Below are 17,649 nucleotides of genomic sequence, written 5' to 3'. Positions count from 1 at the left end.
AGCCACATCGGCGCATGTACAAGTCGTTCGCCGACCGAACAGAACGTCCCTCGGAGAGGTCTCCGATCAGCTGGGATCGGCGCCTCGTCAGATCGTTCTTCATGTGCGTCCTCGAACAACCGACCGTCGGCGCGGGGCAGAACGCAGCGCATGACGCTTCGCCTCTGCCACCGACCGCGCGGCTCCCTGGCGCGGTCTCCCGCTCCCAGCGGACGGAGACGGTCGCGATGACCGCACACGACATCGACACCTTCACCGCGCACCTGCGACGCAGCACTCGTGGCCTCAACGAACGGCACGGTGTCCGCAACCAGGTCGACGCCCTCGAACGCATCATCGAGAGCGCCGTCGCGGCCGTGCCGGGCGCCCACACCGCCGGGCTGACCCTGACCGACGACCACTACCTCGCGATCGCGGAAGACACCGACTTCCCGGTGACGGGGAAGCTCGACGCCCTGCAGCGCGAGCTGGGTACGGGCCCCGCGACCATGGTGCTGGCCGAGCCGCCGGCCGACGGCGTCGTCGTGGCCGCGGACTTCGCCGGTGAGGCCGGTGAGCGCTGGCCCGAGTTCGCCGCGCACGCCCTCGAGGCCGGCCACCGGTCGATGATCTCGGTGCTGCTCGAGGTCGACGGGAAGCCGAAGGCGGCGCTCAACCTCTACAGCGATCGCTCGGACGCTTTCGACGAGCAGGCGCGTCGTGCGGCGGCGATGGTCGGGATGACCGCCGCGATGTTGCTGCTGGCCGCCGAGCACGTCGCGCAGCTCCGGCACGCCCTCGACTCGCGCGATGTCATCGGCCGCGCCAAGGGCATCCTCATGGAGCGCTTCGGCCTGGACCAGAACGGCGCCTTCGCGAAGCTGCGCGAGGCCTCGCAGGAGACCAACGTCAAGCTCCACGACGTCGCGACCTGGCTCGCCGAGGAGTCCGACGCCCTCGGTGGCCCGGCCGAGAGTACCGACACGCGCGCATCGGCCACTGGCGACACCGCTGACGTCGTGAGCTCGCCGCCGGTCCTGCGCGCCGTCTGACGCCCGCGCGACATCGCCCGTCCGGACCCCTGGGGGCGGTGGTCGGTGTCCGACGGCTCGGATCGAGGAACGCTGCGTTCGTGATGTTCGTCAACGTGTCACCGGTTTCGCCGTCGTGCCAGATCGGGCAGGCTGAGCCGACCGGTTCACGCGTGGTGCTGGGGTCAGGAACGACCAACCCCGGACGACGAGGTGACCCCGACGTGCTCGAGCAGGACCACTCCCCGGCGGGGAGGGCACTTCGCAGCGCGCGCGAAGCCCTCGCGAACGCCGACCGGGTCGTCGAACGGGCCCAGCTCGCGCAGGCCGCGGCACGGTCGGCGCGTACCAGCCGTGCTCCACGGACGGTCGACGCCGAGACGGAGGCCGTCCTCCGCGCGCGGCTCACCCGCCCGGATCCGACCTGATGCGTCGCACGAGCCCTCGACGCGGACCGCTGGTGTTGCGCGTCACAGCGGCGGGCATCCCGCCTTCTTCCGCCCAGGAGCGACAGCAGGAGCTGAGTCTTCTCCGGCCCGTTCTGGGCAGTCTTCCTCAGGAGGCGAGGACATGGCAGATGAGCGGCTGATCGGGCTCGGCGCCTCCGCCGGGGGGATCGAGACCTTGTTCGAGCTGGTCGCCGGGCTCGACCACGACCTGCCCGCGGCGCTGTTCGTGGTGCTCCATCAGTCGGCATCGGCGCGGACGACGCTCCCGGACCTCCTGGGTCGACGCTGCGAGCTACCGGTCGACGCGGCGCGCCACGGTGCCCCGGTGCGGGCAGGACGGGTGGTCGTGGCGCCCCCGGACCGTCACCTGCTGGTCCAGGACGGACGCGTGGTCCTGAGCCGCGGTCCCCACGAGAACGGGCACCGCCCCGGCGTCGACCCCCTGTTCCGATCGCTCGCCCTCGAGGCCGGGCCGAGCGCCACCGGGGTCGTGCTCAGCGGCCTGCTGGACGACGGGGCAGCGGGACTGCTCGAGATCGTCCGCCACGGCGGGAACGCCGTGGTGCAGGACCCCGGGGAGGCGCTCTTCGACGCCATGCCCCGGGCGGCACTCGACCAGGTCCCGGGTGCGGTCGTCGCACCCGCCGGAGCCGTCGGGACCGCCCTGCGTGAGATCGTCGCGCGGGACCCGCTCGGGACCCGTCGGCCGTCGCCGCAACTGGTCTACGAGGTGCGGGTCAGCAGGGCCCAGCCCCCGGAGACGGTGGACGAGGACCCGCCCGGTGAGCCCGCCGGGCTGGCGTGCCCGGACTGCTCGGGTCCCCTGTTCGCGCTCGGCGACGACCGCCTGCACCGCTTCCGGTGCCGGGTCGGCCACGCGTGGTCCCAGGACAGCCTGCGCAGCGCGCAGGACGTCGTGGTGGAGCACGCGCTCTACGAGGCGCTGCGGGCCCTCGAGGACAAGGCGGCGTTGGCGGGTCGCGTCGCCGACGCGGCGGATTCCCGCGGGTCCGCCCTGGTCGCCCGGCGCTCGCGCCGCAAGGCGCACGAGGCGCTCCGGCAGGCGGCCGTCCTGCGCAGGCTGCTCTCCGCGGACGTCGACGACGGCGAGGATCAGGACGGGCACGACGAGAGCACGACCGAGCAGGAGGGGCAGGAGGGGCGGTAAGGGCGGTTCGTTCCCGTCGACCCGCCGTCCGAGTACCCTCGGCCGTGAGTTGACCATCCAGCTCGGCGGTTCGTGCATGCCGCCGCTCCGGGCTGGTGAGGCGTCGAGGCGGGCCGTCCCGGACCGTGCGCTGCGGGAGGTGCGGCGCCTGTTCCCCGACGAGGTGAGAGCGTGGCCCGCACTGATCCGGACTCCCGCGGAGAGCACGTCGAGCGCGTCGAGGTCGTGAACGACGTCGAGGCCGACGGCGCGAGGCTGCTGGAGCTGCTCGACTCGCTGTCCGCCGACCTCGCGGTCGCCACGGCGCCGGAGCGCCCGGACGAGGTCGCCGGCGAGAGCCCGAGTGCCTACGAGAACAGGGCGATCCACACCGCGCGCAGCGTGGTCGAGCAGTCCCGGGCGGCTGCGCTGGCGATGCGCGTCGAGGAAGCCCGGGGGACGGCGCGGCGCCTGGTCGAGGAACGGCGGGAGCGCCGGGGCGGCCGGCCGCGTGACGAGGCGACGTCCGGGACTGTGGAGTCCCACGAGACGGACACGGGCCTGCGGGCCACGCTGTCGGAGTCCGCCCGGCGACTCAGCCGGGTGCGCACCACGTCGGACGACCCGGTCGAGATGCTGCAGGCCATCGTCAACGGGGTGCTGGTCGCCGTCCCGAACGTCGTCGGCGCCAGCATCACGCTGATGGACAAGAAGGGCGCGCTCACCACCCACGCCCCGTCGAACGAGATGGTCGCCGAGATCGACCGCATCCAGACCGAGCTGCGCGAGGGCCCGTGCATCGACGCCCTCGACGACGCGCATGCGGACACGACCATCGCGCCGGACCTGGCGCAGGAGTCGCCGTGGCCGCGGTTCGCCGCCACCGCCCTCGAGTCGGGGGTCCGCGCCGTGCTGTCGTTCCGGCTCGTGGGCAACGGCGCCGCCGGCGCGCTGAACCTCTACGCCGACGCACCGCACCGGTTCACCACCCGCGACGAGCTGCTCGCCGCGCTGTTCGCCGACCAGGCCGCGATCGCCCTCACCGGGGCGCGCCGCACCGGCCAGCTCAACACGGCGCTGGTCAGCCGCGACGTCATCGGACGGGCGAAGGGCATCCTCATGGAGCGCTTCCGTCTCGACGACGAGCGAGCCTTCCGGATGCTGGTCGACGCCTCGCAGCACACGAACGTCAAGCTCTCCGACGTCGCCGAGTGGCTGGTCAGCGACGCGGAGGCGGGCTACGCCACCGGAACGGACCGCCCCGAGAGCTGATCGCCGTCGGTGCCCGGGGCGGGCAGCCCGACGTGGCTCACGCCTCGCCGTCGGGCACGAGGAACGAGACGCGCGTCCCGGTCGGGCCCGGGACGAGCTCGACGTCCCGGGCGATCTCGCGGATCAGGACCAGACCGCGGCCACGGAAGCCCGGGTCTGCCGTCGGCGGACGCCATCGACCGAAGTCGGCGACGGCGACCTGGAGGTCCCCGGTGCTGGTCCGGGAAACGTCGCACACGAAGTCGCCGCCGTGGTGGGCGTACGCGTGCTCGATGGCGTTGGTCGCCGCCTCCCCGAGGACGAGGTGGAGATCGCCCGCCTGATCGTTGGAGAGTCCGGCGCGCGCGGCCCAGTCGTTGACCTGCTGACGCAACGTCCGCAGCGATGCCGGCACGGCCGGGAGCCGGCTCCGGAACGGCGGCGGTATCCACCGGATGATGACCAGCGCGATGTCGTCCGCGCCCGCACCTTCTCCGCCGTCGACCGCGGCCTCGGCCAGGCCCGTGGCGAGCTCTTCGGGATGCCTGTGCCCGACCTTCGCGGTGGTCCGCAGCAACCGGTCGAGTCCCTCGTCGAGGGACTCCCCGCGACGTTCCACCAGACCGTCGGTGTAGAGCAGCACCGACGATCCGGGATCGAGCACGAGGCTCGCGGAGCGGTACGGGGAGCTGCGGGTGCGGACCCCGAGCATGGTGCCCTCGCCGCCGGCCGGGAAGCGGACACCGTCGTCGTCGACGACGAGGAGCGGGAGGTGCCCGGCGAGAGCCCAGGTCAGGATCCCGGTCTGCCAGTCGAAGGTGAGGCATGCGCACGTGCTTCCGAGGGCCCCGTCGACGCCGGCCGCGAAGCGGTCGAGGCGCTCGAGCGCCTCCGCGGGCGGGTGGCCCTCGAGCAGGTAGGCGGACAGGGCGCTGCGGAGCTGGCCCATGATCGCGGCAGCACGAGGGCCGTGTCCGACGACGTCGCCGACGGCGAGCGCGACGGTGGTCTCCCCGACCGGGATGAGCTCGTACCAGTCGCCGCCGGCCTGCGCCCCGGTGGTGGCCGGGAGGTACCGGGTGGCGGTGGTGAGCCGGGCGAGCGCCGGTGCGTCGCGCGGCAGCAGGCTGCGCTGCAACGTCTGGGCGAGCTCGTGCTCGATCAGGTAGACGCGGTCGCGCTCGACCTCGGCCTGCCGACGAGCGGTGACGTCGCGACCGATGGCCTGCCAGAGGCCATCGGGGGTGAACCAGATGCTGAGCTCGACCGCCACGGTCCCGCCGTCGCGATGGCGCATCTCCCAGGTCTCCTGGACGGCCTCTCCCCCGCGCAACCGCTCGATCAACCCCTCGAGCCGGCCCCCGTCCTCGTCGCGCACGAGGTCGTGCACCCGCAGCAGCACGTGCTCGTCGCGGGAGAAGCCGACCATGGCGCAGGCGGCCGGGTTGGCGTCGAGGAACTGTCCGTCCCGGTCGGCGAGCCAGATCCCGTCGGTCGCGCGCTCGAAGAGCAGCCGGAACCGGTCCTCGCTGCGCTGCGCGGTCTGGACGGCCCGGGCGCGCGTAAGCGACTCCCAGCACCGGTTGACGACCACGGCGGTCAGGTCGATCTCGCCGGGCGCCCAGCGCCGCGGGTGCGCCTGGTGCACCGCCATCGCGGCGACGAACCGCTGCTGCTTGGTCAGCGGAAGGCAGATCACCGCGCGGATCCCGGTGGCGGCGTACAGCTCCCGCTGGGTGTCGTCGAGGCGGGGGTCGGTCCGGGCGTCCTCGACCACCCAGGCCTCCCCGCGGCGCATCGCGGCGAGCGCCTCGGGGCCGAACGCCGACATCGCGAACCGCCCGGGCAGGTGCGGCAGGCCCGAGGCCCAGTCCCCGGACATGGTGAAGTGGTCCTCGTCGGCCTCGACCTGGGCGTAGGCACAGCGGTTGGCGCCGACGAACTGCCCGAGCCGCCGGGACACGAGCCGCATGATCTCGTCGACGTCCTCGACCGGGTGCAGGTCGCGATCGAGAGCCGCCAGGAACTCCGGACCGCCGACCATCAGCCCGCTCATCGCGGTCCCCGGCAGCTCGTCGCCCGACCGAGAGGTGGCACCGTCCGCATCCTCCCGCCGTCGACAGAGGGGCCGGGCGACGAGGCCCGTGCAGAAGGCCATCGTAGGGCGATCCCCCGCTGACCAGCCTCTCGACGACGGCCCGAGCGGTGGTCGACCAGGTCCGGAGCAGAGGCCGGGCTTCGGGGGAGTCTCCGACCGCGACCTGCCCGCCGCTCCACGGGGGATGTGCTACACCTCTCGACACCACAAGCGCGTCCTGCTCGCCGGGTCGTGCACGGCGTCGTGGAGGTGCACGGTCGTCCGGACCTCTCGCGACGCACCGTCGACGGGCACGTCGCAGGGGGCAGGCATGGTCGAGCACTCAACACCCACGACGGCCGGCCGGCTCCCGGACGAGGGTCCGGCCGCCCGGTCGCCGGGCGGCCCGGAGGCCGAGGACGTCGGCGACGTCCCTTCGGGCGAACGCGAGGCCGCCGTGGAGGCGCTCATGTCGCGGACGCACGTCGCCATGTCGGTGCGGCTCTCCCCGGACAGGCCCCCGTCCTCGTTCCGGGCCCGGGTCCGTCAGCACCGCCTGCACGACCTCACGCTCGTCGACACGACCTGCGACCCGTGCAGCGGGGTCCGGAGCCGACGCCGGGCGGCCCTGACCCGCGAGCCCTACCTCGGGGTCATGGTCCTGGGTCGAGGACGCGAGACCGTCGACCTCGGGGACGGCATCCGCGCGGACATGCGCCCCGGCTCCGCCGTGGTCTGGCGCAGCGATCGTCCGGCGCGGATCGAGGTGCACGAACCGCAGACGAAACGGACCTTGATCGTGCCGCGCTCGGCTCTCGACGAGGTCGGCGCGGCATCGCGTCTCTTCCGGACCACCGTTCTCGAGCCGAGCGCTCCCGGCACCCGGCTGTTGACCGGCTATCTCGATCTCCTGGCCCGCAGCGGGGCACAGCTCGGCACGCAGGCGCGCGGCGCGGCACGCAACGCCGCGCTCGAGCTCGTCGCCGCCGCCGTCGCCGGTGGTGATCCCTCGTCCGGCACCGGCGTCCCGACACCGCCACGCGCCCTGGTCGACGCCTGGATCGAAGGGCAGCTCCTCGGGGGCGACCTGCGCCCCGAACGGATCGCTGCCGCGCAGGGACTGTCGGTGCGCACTCTCTACCGGATGTTCGAGGAGTCGGGTGAGACCGTCGCCGCCTACGTGCGCGCCCGACGCCTCGCGCGGGCGCGGCACGACATCGTCACCACCGGCGAGACCATCACCGACATCGCGATCCGTTGGGGCTACACGGACGCCAGCCACTTCAGCAGGGCGTTCCGGGGTGCGTACGGGTCGTCGCCCAGCGATTATCGCGAGCTGTTCTCCGGCTGCGGGCCGATGCCGTCGCCGTGACGAGGTCGGCAGGCGTTGGCCCGGTGCTGGCAGGCCGATACCAGCCGCGGGCGTCGCGAGCGAACCACCATCACTCCTCGAGATCGTGGAACCGAGGAGGATCGCGTGGCCGGCGAGGACATCGCATTCAGTGCCCAGAACGCCGTCCTGCGCGGCTGGTTCTACCCACCGTCGGACCGCAGCCGCACCAGTCCGTGCATCGTCCTGCAGACCGGCTTCTCCGGCGTCAAGGAGATGGCGACGCCCGATTACGCCGAGGTGCTCCAGGCGGCCGGCTTCGCGTGCCTGGTCTACGACCACCCCGGCTTCGGCGCGAGTGACGCCCTCCCGCAGTCGCCCCCTCAGGAGATCGATCCCTGGCAACAGGTGCGGTGCATCCAGGACGCGATCTCCTATGCCCAGTCGCGACCCGAGGTCGATCCCGACCGCATCGGACTGTGGGGGACGAGCTTCGCGGGAGGGCACGCCATCGTCGTGGCGGCCGGCGATCGTCGGGTCAAGGCGGTGGTCACCCAGCTGCCGCTGATCTCCGGCTCGCGGACCTTCGACGACCTCGTTCCCATCGGAGCACGAGCCGACCTCGAGGCCACCTTCGCGGCGGAGCGCCGCGCCCGCTTCGCGGGCGCCGACCCGACGCTGCTGCCCGTGGTGGCCGCGGACCCGACGGCGAACGCCGCGCTGTCGTCGCCGGGCGCCTACGAGTACTTCACCGAGCTCGCGCGATCGAGCGCCCCGGCGTGGCGCAACGAGGTCACGCTCTCCTCCATGGAGCTCCTCCGGGCCTACGAACCGGGCGCCTGGATCCGGCTCGTCGCACCGACGCCGCTGCTCATCGTGGCCGCGCCCGGGGACCACCTGGCCGACGGCCGCCAGGTGCTCGCGGCCTACGAGGAGGCGCTGCACCCCAAGAAGCTCGTCAGCCTGCCCGGCGGCCATTTCGACCAGTACTCCGGAACGAACTTCGACCGGGGCTCGGCGGCGACACGCGACTGGTTCGTCGAGCACCTGTTCCCCACGACCTGACAGCACACCGCCGAGACGACAGGAGGACCGGCCATGGGACGGATGGACGGGAAGGTCGCCTTCATCACCGGGGCAGCGCGAGGCCAGGGGCGCCGGCACGCGGAACGGCTCGCCCAGGAGGGCGCCGACATCATCGCCGTCGACCTCTGCGAGGACCTGGACACCATCCCCTACTCGAGCGCGACGCCGGACGATCTCGCCGAGACCGTCCGGCTCGTCGAGCACCTCGACCGCCGGATCGTCGCGCACCGCGCGGACGTCCGGGACCTCGACGGGCTCCGTTCGGCGGTCGCCGACGGCCTCGCACAGCTCGGCCGCATCGACGTCGTGTGCGCGAACGCGGGCGTGGCCAACTTCGCGCCCGCCCTCGAGCTGACCGAGCAGCAGTGGGACGAGGTCATCTCGATCGACCTGACCGGGGTCTGGAAGACGGTCCGCGCGGCCGCCCCCGCGGTGATCGAGGGTGGCCGCGGCGGCTCCGTCATCCTGACCAGCTCGATCGCGGGACTGATGGCCTACCCCAACCTCGCCGCCTACGTCGCCGCCAAGCACGGGGTGGTCGGGCTGATGCGGGCTCTCGCCACGGAGCTCGCTCCCCACCGCATCCGGGTGAACTCGATCCACCCGTCCAACGTCGACACCCCCATGATCGACAACGACCTCGTGCGCGGGTTCTTCACCGGCCAGGAGCGCGCCACCCGGGATCAGGCCGCGCAGGGCATGCAGTCGATCAACGCACTGCCGTTGCCGTGGGCGGAGGTGGACGACATCAGCAACGCCGTCGTGTACCTGGCGTCCGACGAGTCCCGATACGTCACCGGCTCGATGATGACCATCGACGCCGGGGCCACCCTGCCCTTCAAGCTCCCCCACGTCAGCTGAGGCGCCCCGGAGCCCCCGACGACACCACTCGCGACGTGGTGCGGAACCGGACGCGGAAGGGGCTGATCACGCCGGGGAGGCGGGTCGGATCGAGGCGCCGCGGGTGGACCCGCTCGTGCTCGTGGTGCTCGAGCAGCGTCGCCAGGAAGGTGCTGGCGGTGAGGAGCACGAGGTTCTGACCGGGGCACACCCCCGGGCCCTCGCTGAAGGGGACGAGCGGCCAGGTGGTGCGCGCGTCGCCCGCCGGGCCGTCGCCGAGCCAGAGCGCCGGGTCGAAGCGGTGCGCGGCGTCGAGGGTGTCGTCGTCCCGGTGGAAGAACGGCGCGTAGACGGCGACGGCCGTGCCGGCCGGCAGCCGGGCACCGGCCCACTCGGTGTCGCGTGTGGTCTCGCGCAGGATCATCGGCGTGGTCGGCCAGAGCCGCACCGACTCCAGCACCGCGGCCCGCAGCCGCCGCAGCTCCTGCGGGGCGTCGAGGTCCGTGTCCGCGAGCTCGGCCCGCGCCCGGGCACCCTCCTGCAGGTCGGCGGTGAGGAGGGCCAGCGCGCGGATCGTGGCCATGCCGGCGGGGTCGAAGGCGAAGAGCCACTGCGGGATCTGGTCGACCGGGTCGACCTCGGCGTCGTCCCCCGCGGTGGTGGCGAGCAGGCCCGCGAGGCTGCCCGGCTCGGCGCGCTCGAGGTAGCCGGACAGCCGCCCGCGGAAGCGGTCGCGGCGCGTGCGGTCGCGCGGCAGCAGGTAGGACCAGTTGCCCCGGTAGCGCAGCGCGTCGAGGTCGGCCTGCAGCGCCTCGTCGTCGCGGGCCGCGTCGCCGAGCACCACGCGGCGGACCACGCGCCGCCATCCGGCCGAGAACGACGACCAGTCCAGGTGACCGCCGCGCGCGGCGTGCGCGGCCACCTCCCGGGCCTCCTCGCGCACCGCGGTCACGATGGCGGGCGCGAGCCGGTGCACGGGGCGCGGCGTGTCGAGCACGGTCTCGTTGACGGCGCGCCGCTCCTCGCGCGCCCGACCGTGCGAGGCGAGGACGCCGTGGGGCTGGAACTGGCTCAGCGCGCCCTGTTTCTCGCGGTTGGCGAGGGCGAACGGTTCCGGCGAGTCGCCCAGTACCTCGTGCACGTCGTCCGCCCCGAGCACCAGTGCGACCCGGCGCGGCAGCGCGAGCCGGACCAGGCCGTCGCCGTGGCGCCGGTGGAGCTGCTGCACCGTGGTCACGGCGCGGCCGTCGAGGTCGAAGCGCTCCGCGAGGGCCATGGCGCGGGGACGCCGGGCGATCACCCCTTGGGCGAGCGTCGGAGCGACCACGCCCAGCGCGACGCGGAGCGTGTCGGCCACGCCGAGGCGCGGCACGAGACCGCCGTCGGACGGTCCCACGGGTGAGGAGTCCTGTGACCAGGACGGCGACGAGGACGGCGACGAGGACGGCGAGCACACGGGTGGACCTCCCGGGGTCGTCGGACGCGAACGGCTGAGGAGGTCAACCACCCGGGCCGTACCCGCAACCGGGTGTCGCCGACTCCTCGTGGTCGGCGCCGCCGACGGCTCGGGCGCCGGACGCGACGCCGCTGTGACCACCCCCGTCGATCCCTTCCGTGCCCCCGCACGTCGACGAGGCTCACCGACCGGCTGGAGCGCGTCAGGTGTGCTCGGGAACGCCCCGGCGGAGGCGGCGCAGGGCGCCGAGCTGCTCGAGGACGAGCAGCGCGAGACACGGCTCCTCGTCGCTGACGAGTGCCGCGAGGAGGTGGACGTCCTCCAGCGGGCGCTCGGTCGCCGGTCCGCCGCGGTCGACCAGGTGCGTCGCCCGCAGCAGCACCGCCTGCGCCCGCGTGCCGGGACGGATGCCCGCCGGGTCGACGGGCTCGAGCGGCGCCGAGTCCGGCCCCATGATCGCCTCGAGGGCGCGACGCACGGTGCCGATCCGCACGCCGGCCTCGGCCAGGAGCCGCTGCGCCGGGCCGGGCGGGCCCTCGACCAGCGACAGCAGCAGGTGCTCGGTGCCGGCGCGTTCCCGCCCGGTCGCCGCCGCGTGCTCGGCCGCCCGCGACCAGCCCGACCACCGCCGGGCGTCGTTCGCGGGCGATCGCGGCGTCACGTGACCTCACCGACAGGGCTGATTCTTGTGTACAGTACATGCGCCTGATCGGCGGACCGCGTCGGAGGGAACGATGTGGAACGACGACCGGGACGACGAGAACGACCTCGACGAGTGCGACGGGTACGTGGTGCTCATCGCGGACGCGACCACGGGCGAGCTCGACTGCTACGGCCCGTTCCACGACGTCGCGGGCGCCGCGACCCACGTCATGAGCGCGCGCGAGGACCTCTGCCGGGAGGAGTTCGACGGAGTCGTCGTCGAGCTCGTGCGGTGGCACCGGCGCTGACCCTTAGGGTCACCGGGTGACATCCCGGGAGCTCCAGGCCCTCGACGCGGCCATGATGCGGCTGCGCCGCGTCTGGGCCCCGACGCCGTCGCGCACCCCCCGCGTCCCCGACGGCGCCGGCCGCGTGGAGCTGTCGACGGTCCTGGTGGTGGAGGCGTGCGTCCGTGGGGATGCGGACAACCCGACCACGGTGGCGGACGTCGGCGCGTTCGCCGGCGTGGCGCCCAGTACGGCGAGCCGGTTCGTCCGGCGGGCCGCCGAGGCCGGGATGGTCGTCCGTGACGCGCACGACGGCGACGGGCGCCGCGCCGCGGTCGAGCTGACCGACGCCGGCCGGGCGCTCTACGAGCGGGCCCGCGCGTTCCGCCTCCGGCGCCTGCAGGCCACCCTCGACGGCTGGTCGGACGCGGAGGTCCTCGTGTTCGTCGACCTGCTCGGACGCTTCGCCGCCGCGGCCACGGACCCCGACCACGGCGCCCCGCTCGACCCCGCCTTCGAGGGCGACGACGAGCACTGAGCGACCCCTCACCTCTGTGCGTGGACCGCGCCGGTCCGCTTGTTCGGTGTACCGTGCACGGGTCGCGCACAACAGACGTGCGCCGACGCCCGGGAGGTCCCCACCCACCCCGGACCCCGTGCCGAGACCGAGGACGACGAGATCATGGTGCTCACCCGCGCGGCCGAGATCGCGGTCAGCGCCGCGACCCGCCGTGAGGACGTGCCGGCTCGCCGGGTGCGGTTCACGGAGGCCGGCGACGGAGCGTCCTCGGTGATCGTCGAGACGGAGCTCGCCCAAGGGCCGGGACCCGGCGAGTTCGCGGTGAGCCGCGGCGCCGCGACCGTGTACGTACCGGCCGCGCTGTTCGACCGGTACGCGGAGTCGACCCTCGACCTGCACCGACAACCGCACGGCGCGGCACCCCGGCTGGTACTCCGCGCCCCGGCGGCCGCGTCGAGGGCCGCCGACCGACACCGGGGGTCCTGACCCTCGCGGTCGACCCACATCGTCGCTCGCCGTCCGGGCGACGCCCACGGACCGGGTCGGCGCCGTTCGCAGCCACCCCCTCTCGAACGGCACGGCCCGTCCGGCCCGGCCGGTCGCCACTCCCCCCGAGCGACCGGTCGGGCCCCCACGCGCACGTACCCGGCGACGGGCTCGGTTTGTGTACCGTACACATAGGGAATGCGGTCGCGACTTCGCTGCCGCCCGGAGGAGCTCTTCGATGTCTCCCGCGACGCCACCGCCTCGTCCCGGCGCCTCCCCGTGAAAGGCATGGACGAGGGCCAGGACGCACCGGTGCACGGTCTTCCTCCCGGCGGCCCGGAGGCCCGGCGGCGCGGCTGCTCGTGCTCGGTCCTCGCCAACGCCGGGCACCGCGTCGACCCCGCGACCGCCGCTCTCGTCGATCCCGAGTGCCCGGTGCACCGCACCGGCGATCGGCATCGAGAGGGAGGACGAGGATGACCGGAGCCGGGCGCAACGGGCACCACATGCCAGAGGCGGCACGGGAAGCGGCGCCACGACGACCGCTGCGGATCGTGCGGGAGTCGGGACCCGGCGACGATCCCGGCCCGCTCGGTCGGCCCTCTGTCGTGCCGCACGGCAGCCGCCGGCACCGGCTACGGCAGCGTCCGCCGCTGCACCGGGCCTGTCGCCTCGTGATCCTGGTGGCCGGCCTCGTGTGCATCGCCGGCGGGCTCGCCCTGTCCGTCCTGCCCGGGCCGTTGACGATCCCCCCGGTGCTGCTCGGACTGTGGCTGTGGTCCACGGAGTTCGCCTGGGCCCAGCGGCTGTTCCAGAGCGCCGCGGTCAAGGGTCGCGAGGCGTGGCGTCACGCTCGGAAGCACCCCGTCAGCTCCACCACCATCACCGCCGGTGGCCTGCTGATGGTCGTCGCCGGTGTGTGGACGCTGCAGCGCCTCGACGTCGTGTCGACCGTGCGCGCAGCCGTGGGAGCCTGACGATGCCGACAGCGGCGGTGGCCGTCACCGGCGCCACCGGCACGGTCGGCCGGCACGTCCTGCGCGAGCTCTGCCACACCGATCCCGGCGTCGAGGTGCGCGGTCTCGGGCGCGGCGACCGGGATCGGCGCCTCCCCGGCGACGCGCAGTGGGCGCGCTTCTCGTTCACCGACCCGGCGACCTGGACGGCCGCCTTCTCCGGGGTGGACGCCGTGTTCGTGGTCCGGCCCCCCGAGCTCGTGCACGTCACCCGGGACCTGCTGCCCGCGCTGGCCGCGGCGCGCGACCTCGGGGTCCGGCGGGCCGTCCTGCTCTCGGTGCTCGGCGCCGAGCGGAACCCCGTGCTCCCCCACCGCCGCATCGAACGGTGGCTCGAGACGTCGGGCATGGCCGCGACGACCCTGCGCGCGAGCAACTTCATGCAGAACCTCGCCGGCGTGCACGCGGCGGAGATCCGCGACCACGACCGCATCGCCGTGCCCGCGGGGGACGCCGCGATGTCCTACGTCGACGCGCGGGACGTGGCCGCCGTCGCCGCCCGCTGCCTGCTGGAGCAGGCGCCCCGGCGCGGGGCGTGGGACGTCACCGGGCCGGCGGCGATCACCCACCACGACGTCGCCGACGCACTGACCCGCGCCCTGGGCCGCCCCATCCGGTACACCCGGCCCGGCCTGCCCCGCTACTGGGCGCACGCCCACCGGGCGGGCATGCCGGCCGGGCTCGTCGCCGCGACCTCGGTGCTGTACACCCTCGCGCGCGTGGGTGTCGGCAGCCGGACCAGTACGGACGTCGCCACCGTCCTCGGTCGTCGCGGCATCGACATCACCACGTTCGCGGACGACTACCGCAGCGTGTGGTGGCCCTCCCCGCCGGGCCGGTCCTGATCCCGCTGCGCCGACCGGCTCCGGGAGGTCGTCATGTGCACTGTGCACTCGCCGGGCGCGGAACGGGCGGGTCCCGCAGACTCATGCTTCGTGGAGAGCGCCGAGCAGGCGGCCATCACGGCCTTCGAGGGAGCCGCCCGCGCGCTGAGCGCCGGCCGCGCCGCCGGCCCGTCCGGGGACAAGGTCAGCGAGGTCGGCAAGCCCCACGTCGCGGCGGCCGTGGCCGACATGCTCGACGCCGCGGTCCGGCTCCTGCGCACGGTCGACCTCCAACCGCCGGCGGTCGGCGGCCCCGGCCACTCGATGCGAGCCATCGCGCAGCACATGAACGCCGGTGCCGAGCTCGCCCGGCGCATGGGGTCGAACCGAGGCTTCGACGCGGGCCACACCAGCCACCCCGAGCCCCGCTCCCTCACCGAGTAGCGGGCCGCGCGCTCCCTCACCCGATGCTCGCCCTGATGGTTCTCGACGGGCGGGTTGCGCCCAACCGACGTCATACTGACCGCGACGGCTCCAACCCAGCGGGCTTGATCCGAGACTGCCCACAGCTCTCGCCCGGGGGACCGCTCATGAGCCTGCCGTACAGCAAGGTCGCCGTAGCACAGGTCGCGCTCCGCGAAGCGGCCCACTCGCTCGACATCGGCGTCAGGGTGCTCCCCGCCGACGCCGGTCTCGACAGCCTCGCCCTGCGAGCGGTCGCCGCCGATCTCGCCTACGCGATGGATGCTCTGGCGGAGATCGTGCGTCATGTCAGCTTCGGGCCCGTACCGACCTCGGCGCCGCCGTCCGGCGTCAGCTGCCACATGCAGACGTTGTTCCACCACGTCCGTGACGGAGCGACCATGGCGCGGCACATCGCCGCGGTGGAGGGGGCAGTGGACGGGGCGGTGGACGGGGCGGTGGCGGGGGCGCTCCTCACACCGGGCGTCCCGATGACGGGGCCCGACGACTGATCCGCGAGATCCTCGTCGTCGACGTCCGACACCCGGGCGCGGCCGGTCGGCCCGTCCGGCGCTCCACACCGGCCCCGACACATCAGCTCACGCGATACGCATGACACGGTCGTTGTGGACCTGCACGCCGCCCATGAGGTCGGGGTCGTGCCCGGGAACGATCAGGGCGTCGGGGCCGGCGAGCTCGTGGAGGCGGTCGAAGGCCAGGTGGACGTCCGGCAGCGAGTGGAGGATCGGCGGTGGGCGGTCGGCGTCGAGGTTCTCGTGGAAGTGGGCCGCGTCGGAGGCGAGGACCAGCGGGCCCGAGGCGGTGTCCACGCGGACGACCTGCATGCCGGCGGTGTGGCCGCCGACGTGGTGCACCTCGAGCCCCGGCACGACCTCGGTGGAACCCTCGACGAGGTCGAGGCGGTCGCGCGCCGGCCCGGTGAGGTGAGCGAGGTCGTCGCGCGAGACCAGCCAGTGCTCGCGGCGGATGCGCGCCGCGAGCGGGCCGGTCCAGTAGTCCAGCTCCGCGCGCTGCACGACGTACCGGGCCGACGGGAACGCGGCGACCGTCCCGGTGTGGTCGTAGTGCAGGTGCGTGAGGACGACGTGGTCGACGTCGCCCGGCCGGGCTCCCAGTGACGCGAGGCCGTCGATCGGCGAGCCGTGGAAGGCGAGGCCGTCGATCGGCGCCGGCCGCGCGGGGTCGATGCCGGCGTCCACGAGCACGGTGTGCGCGTCGTTCCTCGCGAGCCAGACGTAGTACGCGGTCGGGTGCGGCTCGGCGGAGCGGTCGTCGTGGCCGAGGAAGTGCTGTCCGCGGACACCAGGCCGGCTGGCGAACCGGATCGCGTGGACGGCGAAGGTCACGCGGCCGCCTCCGCGCGCGGCCGGGGCACCGGGCGCAGGCCAAGGTCCTCGGTCGGGGTGCGGTAGTAGTCGCGGCCGGTGGCGACGGCGATGATGTTGATCAGGCACACGACGGCGACGAAGCCCGCGACCGCAGGCCAGTTGCTGCCGTCGTCGCCGGCCAGGGCCGCGGCGATCGAGGGGGCGAAGCCGGCCACGGCGAACCCGATCTGCGTGCCGATCGCGACCCCGGAGAGCCGCACGCGAGCCGGGAACATCTCGCCGTAGAAGGCGGGCCAGACTCCGCCCGTGGCGCTGTTGCCGAGACCGAACACGAGGATGCCGAAGACGAAGATCCAGGCGTAGCTGCCCGCGGAGATCGCGTAGAGGTAGCCGACCATCGTCACGGCCATCCCGATCGACCCGGCGAGGAACACCGGCTTGCGCCCGATCCGGTCGCCGAGGAGCCCGAAGAACGGGATGACGACGATCGCGACGAGGTTGGCCACGACGCCGACCCACAGCATCGCGGTGCGCGAGAGCCCGACGTCGTTGACCGCGTAGGAGAGCGCGTAGACGGTGAAGATCGTGCTGACGGTCGCGATGGTGGCCGCGAGGACGACGCGGATCACCGCACCCGGGTGCTCGCGCAGCAGCTCCTTCACCGGCGCCTTCGCGGTGTCGGCGCGACGCTCCTGCTCACGGAAGACCGGCGTCTCGTCGAGGGTGCGGCGGATGAGCAGCCCCGCGACGACGACCACGGCGCTGAGCCAGAACGGCAGGCGCCAGCCCCAGCTCAGCAGGTCCGCCTCGGGCAACGCGGCGACCGGCAGGAAGATCGCGGTGGCGAGCACCTGCCCGAACTGCGTGCCGCCGAGGGTGAAGCTGGTGAAGTACGCGCGCCGGTGCGGCGGGGCGTGCTCGAGGCTCGTCGACGAGGCGCCGGCCTGCTCGCCGCCGGCCGAGAAGCCCTGCACCAGCCGCAGCACGACCAGGATGATCGGCGCAGCGACACCGATGGTGGCGTAGGTCGGCAGGCAGCCGACGGCGAACGTCGCGACCCCCATCAGCAGGACCGTCGACACGAGGACCCGCTTGCGCCCGAAGCGGTCGCCGAGGTGGCCCAGCACGAACGCCCCGAGCGGTCGGGCGAGGTACCCGGCGCCGAAGGTGGCCAGGGCGAGCAGCGTGCCCGTCGCCGGCTCCGAGCCGGGGAAGAACAGCTTGTTGAACACCAGCGCGGCGGCCGTGCCGTAGATGAAGAAGTCGTAGTACTCGAGCGCGCTGCCGATCCATGCGGCCAGGGCAGCCTTGCGGGGCTGGGCAGGAGGTGCTGCCTGCGGTGCGGTCACGGGCCACTCCCTCGGCACGACTATGTACCAAACAGTTACGTACCGGATGGTGAGTTGTGGAGCTCAGT

At 73.7% G+C, this 17,649-nt stretch carries 19 protein-coding genes; 14 read left to right on the top strand and 5 right to left on the bottom strand.

The genetic code is table 11. The features are described from left to right. Nucleotides 1-227 precede the first annotated feature (227 nt). The 4 genes from WCD58_RS24485 (at nucleotide 228) to WCD58_RS24470 (ending at nucleotide 3,878) form a co-directional block, all read left to right on the top strand. Nucleotides 228-1,031 carry a GAF and ANTAR domain-containing protein gene (locus tag WCD58_RS24485; RefSeq protein ID WP_337705699.1) on the top strand — a complete coding sequence of 268 codons (804 nt, stop codon included), beginning with the start codon at nucleotides 228-230 and terminating at the stop codon, nucleotides 1,029-1,031. 203 nt (nucleotides 1,032-1,234) lie between these two features. Further along, nucleotides 1,235-1,438, top strand: coding sequence for a hypothetical protein (locus tag WCD58_RS24480; protein WP_337705698.1), 204 nt, complete (start codon nucleotides 1,235-1,237; stop codon nucleotides 1,436-1,438). A gap of 142 nt (nucleotides 1,439-1,580) precedes the next feature. Beyond that, nucleotides 1,581-2,627, top strand: coding sequence for a chemotaxis protein CheB (locus tag WCD58_RS24475; RefSeq protein ID WP_337705697.1), 1,047 nt, complete (start codon nucleotides 1,581-1,583; stop codon nucleotides 2,625-2,627). Nucleotides 2,628-2,798: 171 nt separating this feature from the next. After that, nucleotides 2,799-3,878 carry a GAF and ANTAR domain-containing protein gene (locus WCD58_RS24470; protein ID WP_337705696.1) on the top strand — a complete coding sequence of 360 codons (1,080 nt, stop codon included), beginning with the start codon at nucleotides 2,799-2,801 and terminating at the stop codon, nucleotides 3,876-3,878. Between the two features lie 37 nt (nucleotides 3,879-3,915). Here the strand turns inward: WCD58_RS24470 and WCD58_RS24465 are convergent, their stop codons facing one another. After that, entirely contained in the window at nucleotides 3,916-5,913 is a 1,998-nt protein-coding gene (locus tag WCD58_RS24465) for a SpoIIE family protein phosphatase (RefSeq protein WP_337705695.1), read from the bottom strand. A 352-nt stretch (nucleotides 5,914-6,265) separates the two neighbouring features. Here WCD58_RS24465 and WCD58_RS24460 point away from each other — a divergent pair, with 352 nt between their 5' ends. The 3 genes from WCD58_RS24460 to WCD58_RS24450 all read left to right on the top strand — a co-directional run bounded on the left by WCD58_RS24460 (nucleotide 6,266) and on the right by WCD58_RS24450 (nucleotide 9,211). Beyond that, nucleotides 6,266-7,306: a helix-turn-helix domain-containing protein gene (locus tag WCD58_RS24460; RefSeq protein ID WP_337705694.1), complete on the top strand. Its 1,041-nt coding sequence runs from the start codon at nucleotides 6,266-6,268 to the stop codon at nucleotides 7,304-7,306. Between the two features lie 105 nt (nucleotides 7,307-7,411). After that, nucleotides 7,412-8,329, top strand: coding sequence for an alpha/beta hydrolase (locus tag WCD58_RS24455; protein WP_337705693.1), 918 nt, complete (start codon nucleotides 7,412-7,414; stop codon nucleotides 8,327-8,329). A gap of 33 nt (nucleotides 8,330-8,362) precedes the next feature. Then, nucleotides 8,363-9,211, top strand: a complete 849-nt coding sequence (locus WCD58_RS24450; RefSeq protein WP_337705692.1) for a mycofactocin-coupled SDR family oxidoreductase — start codon at nucleotides 8,363-8,365, stop codon at nucleotides 9,209-9,211. Here the strand turns inward: WCD58_RS24450 and WCD58_RS24445 are convergent. Together WCD58_RS24445 and WCD58_RS24440 are read right to left on the bottom strand one after the other, a co-directional pair. Next, nucleotides 9,204-10,586 carry a cytochrome P450 gene (locus WCD58_RS24445; protein ID WP_337705691.1) on the bottom strand — a complete coding sequence of 461 codons (1,383 nt, stop codon included), beginning with the start codon at nucleotides 10,584-10,586 and terminating at the stop codon, nucleotides 9,204-9,206. The genes WCD58_RS24450 and WCD58_RS24445 overlap by 8 nt on opposite strands. Nucleotides 10,587-10,848: 262 nt before the next feature. Continuing rightward, nucleotides 10,849-11,307, bottom strand: coding sequence for a Clp protease N-terminal domain-containing protein (locus WCD58_RS24440; protein WP_337705690.1), 459 nt, complete (start codon nucleotides 11,305-11,307; stop codon nucleotides 10,849-10,851). Nucleotides 11,308-11,380: 73 nt separating this feature from the next. Here WCD58_RS24440 and WCD58_RS24435 point away from each other — a divergent pair, with 73 nt between their 5' ends. From WCD58_RS24435 to WCD58_RS24405, 7 genes are all read left to right on the top strand, one after another. Then, nucleotides 11,381-11,596 (top strand): hypothetical protein, encoded by a 216-nt coding sequence (locus WCD58_RS24435; RefSeq protein ID WP_337705689.1) that lies wholly within the window; start codon nucleotides 11,381-11,383, stop codon nucleotides 11,594-11,596. A gap of 16 nt (nucleotides 11,597-11,612) precedes the next feature. After that, the gene (locus tag WCD58_RS24430; protein ID WP_337705688.1) at nucleotides 11,613-12,113 is read left to right on the top strand and encodes a MarR family winged helix-turn-helix transcriptional regulator; all 501 of its coding nucleotides are present in this window, start codon (nucleotides 11,613-11,615) and stop codon (nucleotides 12,111-12,113) included. 144 nt (nucleotides 12,114-12,257) lie between these two features. Continuing rightward, complete coding sequence (locus tag WCD58_RS24425; RefSeq protein ID WP_337705687.1) at nucleotides 12,258-12,581, top strand: hypothetical protein; 324 nt, start codon at nucleotides 12,258-12,260, stop codon at nucleotides 12,579-12,581. A gap of 674 nt (nucleotides 12,582-13,255) precedes the next feature. After that, nucleotides 13,256-13,558 (top strand): PGPGW domain-containing protein, encoded by a 303-nt coding sequence (locus tag WCD58_RS24420; RefSeq protein WP_337705686.1) that lies wholly within the window; start codon nucleotides 13,256-13,258, stop codon nucleotides 13,556-13,558. Between the two features lie 2 nt (nucleotides 13,559-13,560). Further along, complete coding sequence (locus tag WCD58_RS24415; RefSeq protein ID WP_337705685.1) at nucleotides 13,561-14,442, top strand: NAD(P)H-binding protein; 882 nt, start codon at nucleotides 13,561-13,563, stop codon at nucleotides 14,440-14,442. Nucleotides 14,443-14,532: 90 nt separating this feature from the next. Further along, complete coding sequence (locus tag WCD58_RS24410; RefSeq protein WP_337705684.1) at nucleotides 14,533-14,865, top strand: hypothetical protein; 333 nt, start codon at nucleotides 14,533-14,535, stop codon at nucleotides 14,863-14,865. A 146-nt stretch (nucleotides 14,866-15,011) separates the two neighbouring features. Continuing rightward, nucleotides 15,012-15,395: a hypothetical protein gene (locus WCD58_RS24405; RefSeq protein ID WP_337705683.1), complete on the top strand. Its 384-nt coding sequence runs from the start codon at nucleotides 15,012-15,014 to the stop codon at nucleotides 15,393-15,395. 87 nt (nucleotides 15,396-15,482) lie between these two features. Here WCD58_RS24405 and WCD58_RS24400 read toward each other — a convergent pair whose 3' ends face one another. Both WCD58_RS24400 and WCD58_RS24395 read right to left on the bottom strand, forming a co-directional pair. Then, nucleotides 15,483-16,250: an N-acyl homoserine lactonase family protein gene (locus WCD58_RS24400; protein ID WP_337705682.1), complete on the bottom strand. Its 768-nt coding sequence runs from the start codon at nucleotides 16,248-16,250 to the stop codon at nucleotides 15,483-15,485. Next, entirely contained in the window at nucleotides 16,247-17,581 is a 1,335-nt protein-coding gene (locus tag WCD58_RS24395) for an MFS transporter (protein WP_337705681.1), read from the bottom strand. The genes WCD58_RS24400 and WCD58_RS24395 overlap by 4 nt, the downstream gene beginning before the upstream one ends. Between the last annotated feature and the right edge of the window lie 68 nt (nucleotides 17,582-17,649).

The organism is Actinomycetospora flava (genome assembly GCF_037400335.1).
Taxonomy (GTDB): Bacteria; Actinomycetota; Actinomycetes; order Mycobacteriales; family Pseudonocardiaceae; genus Actinomycetospora; species Actinomycetospora flava.
The sequence above is the reverse complement of the archived record's forward strand: the minus strand, read 5'-3'. Positions and strand labels throughout refer to the sequence as shown.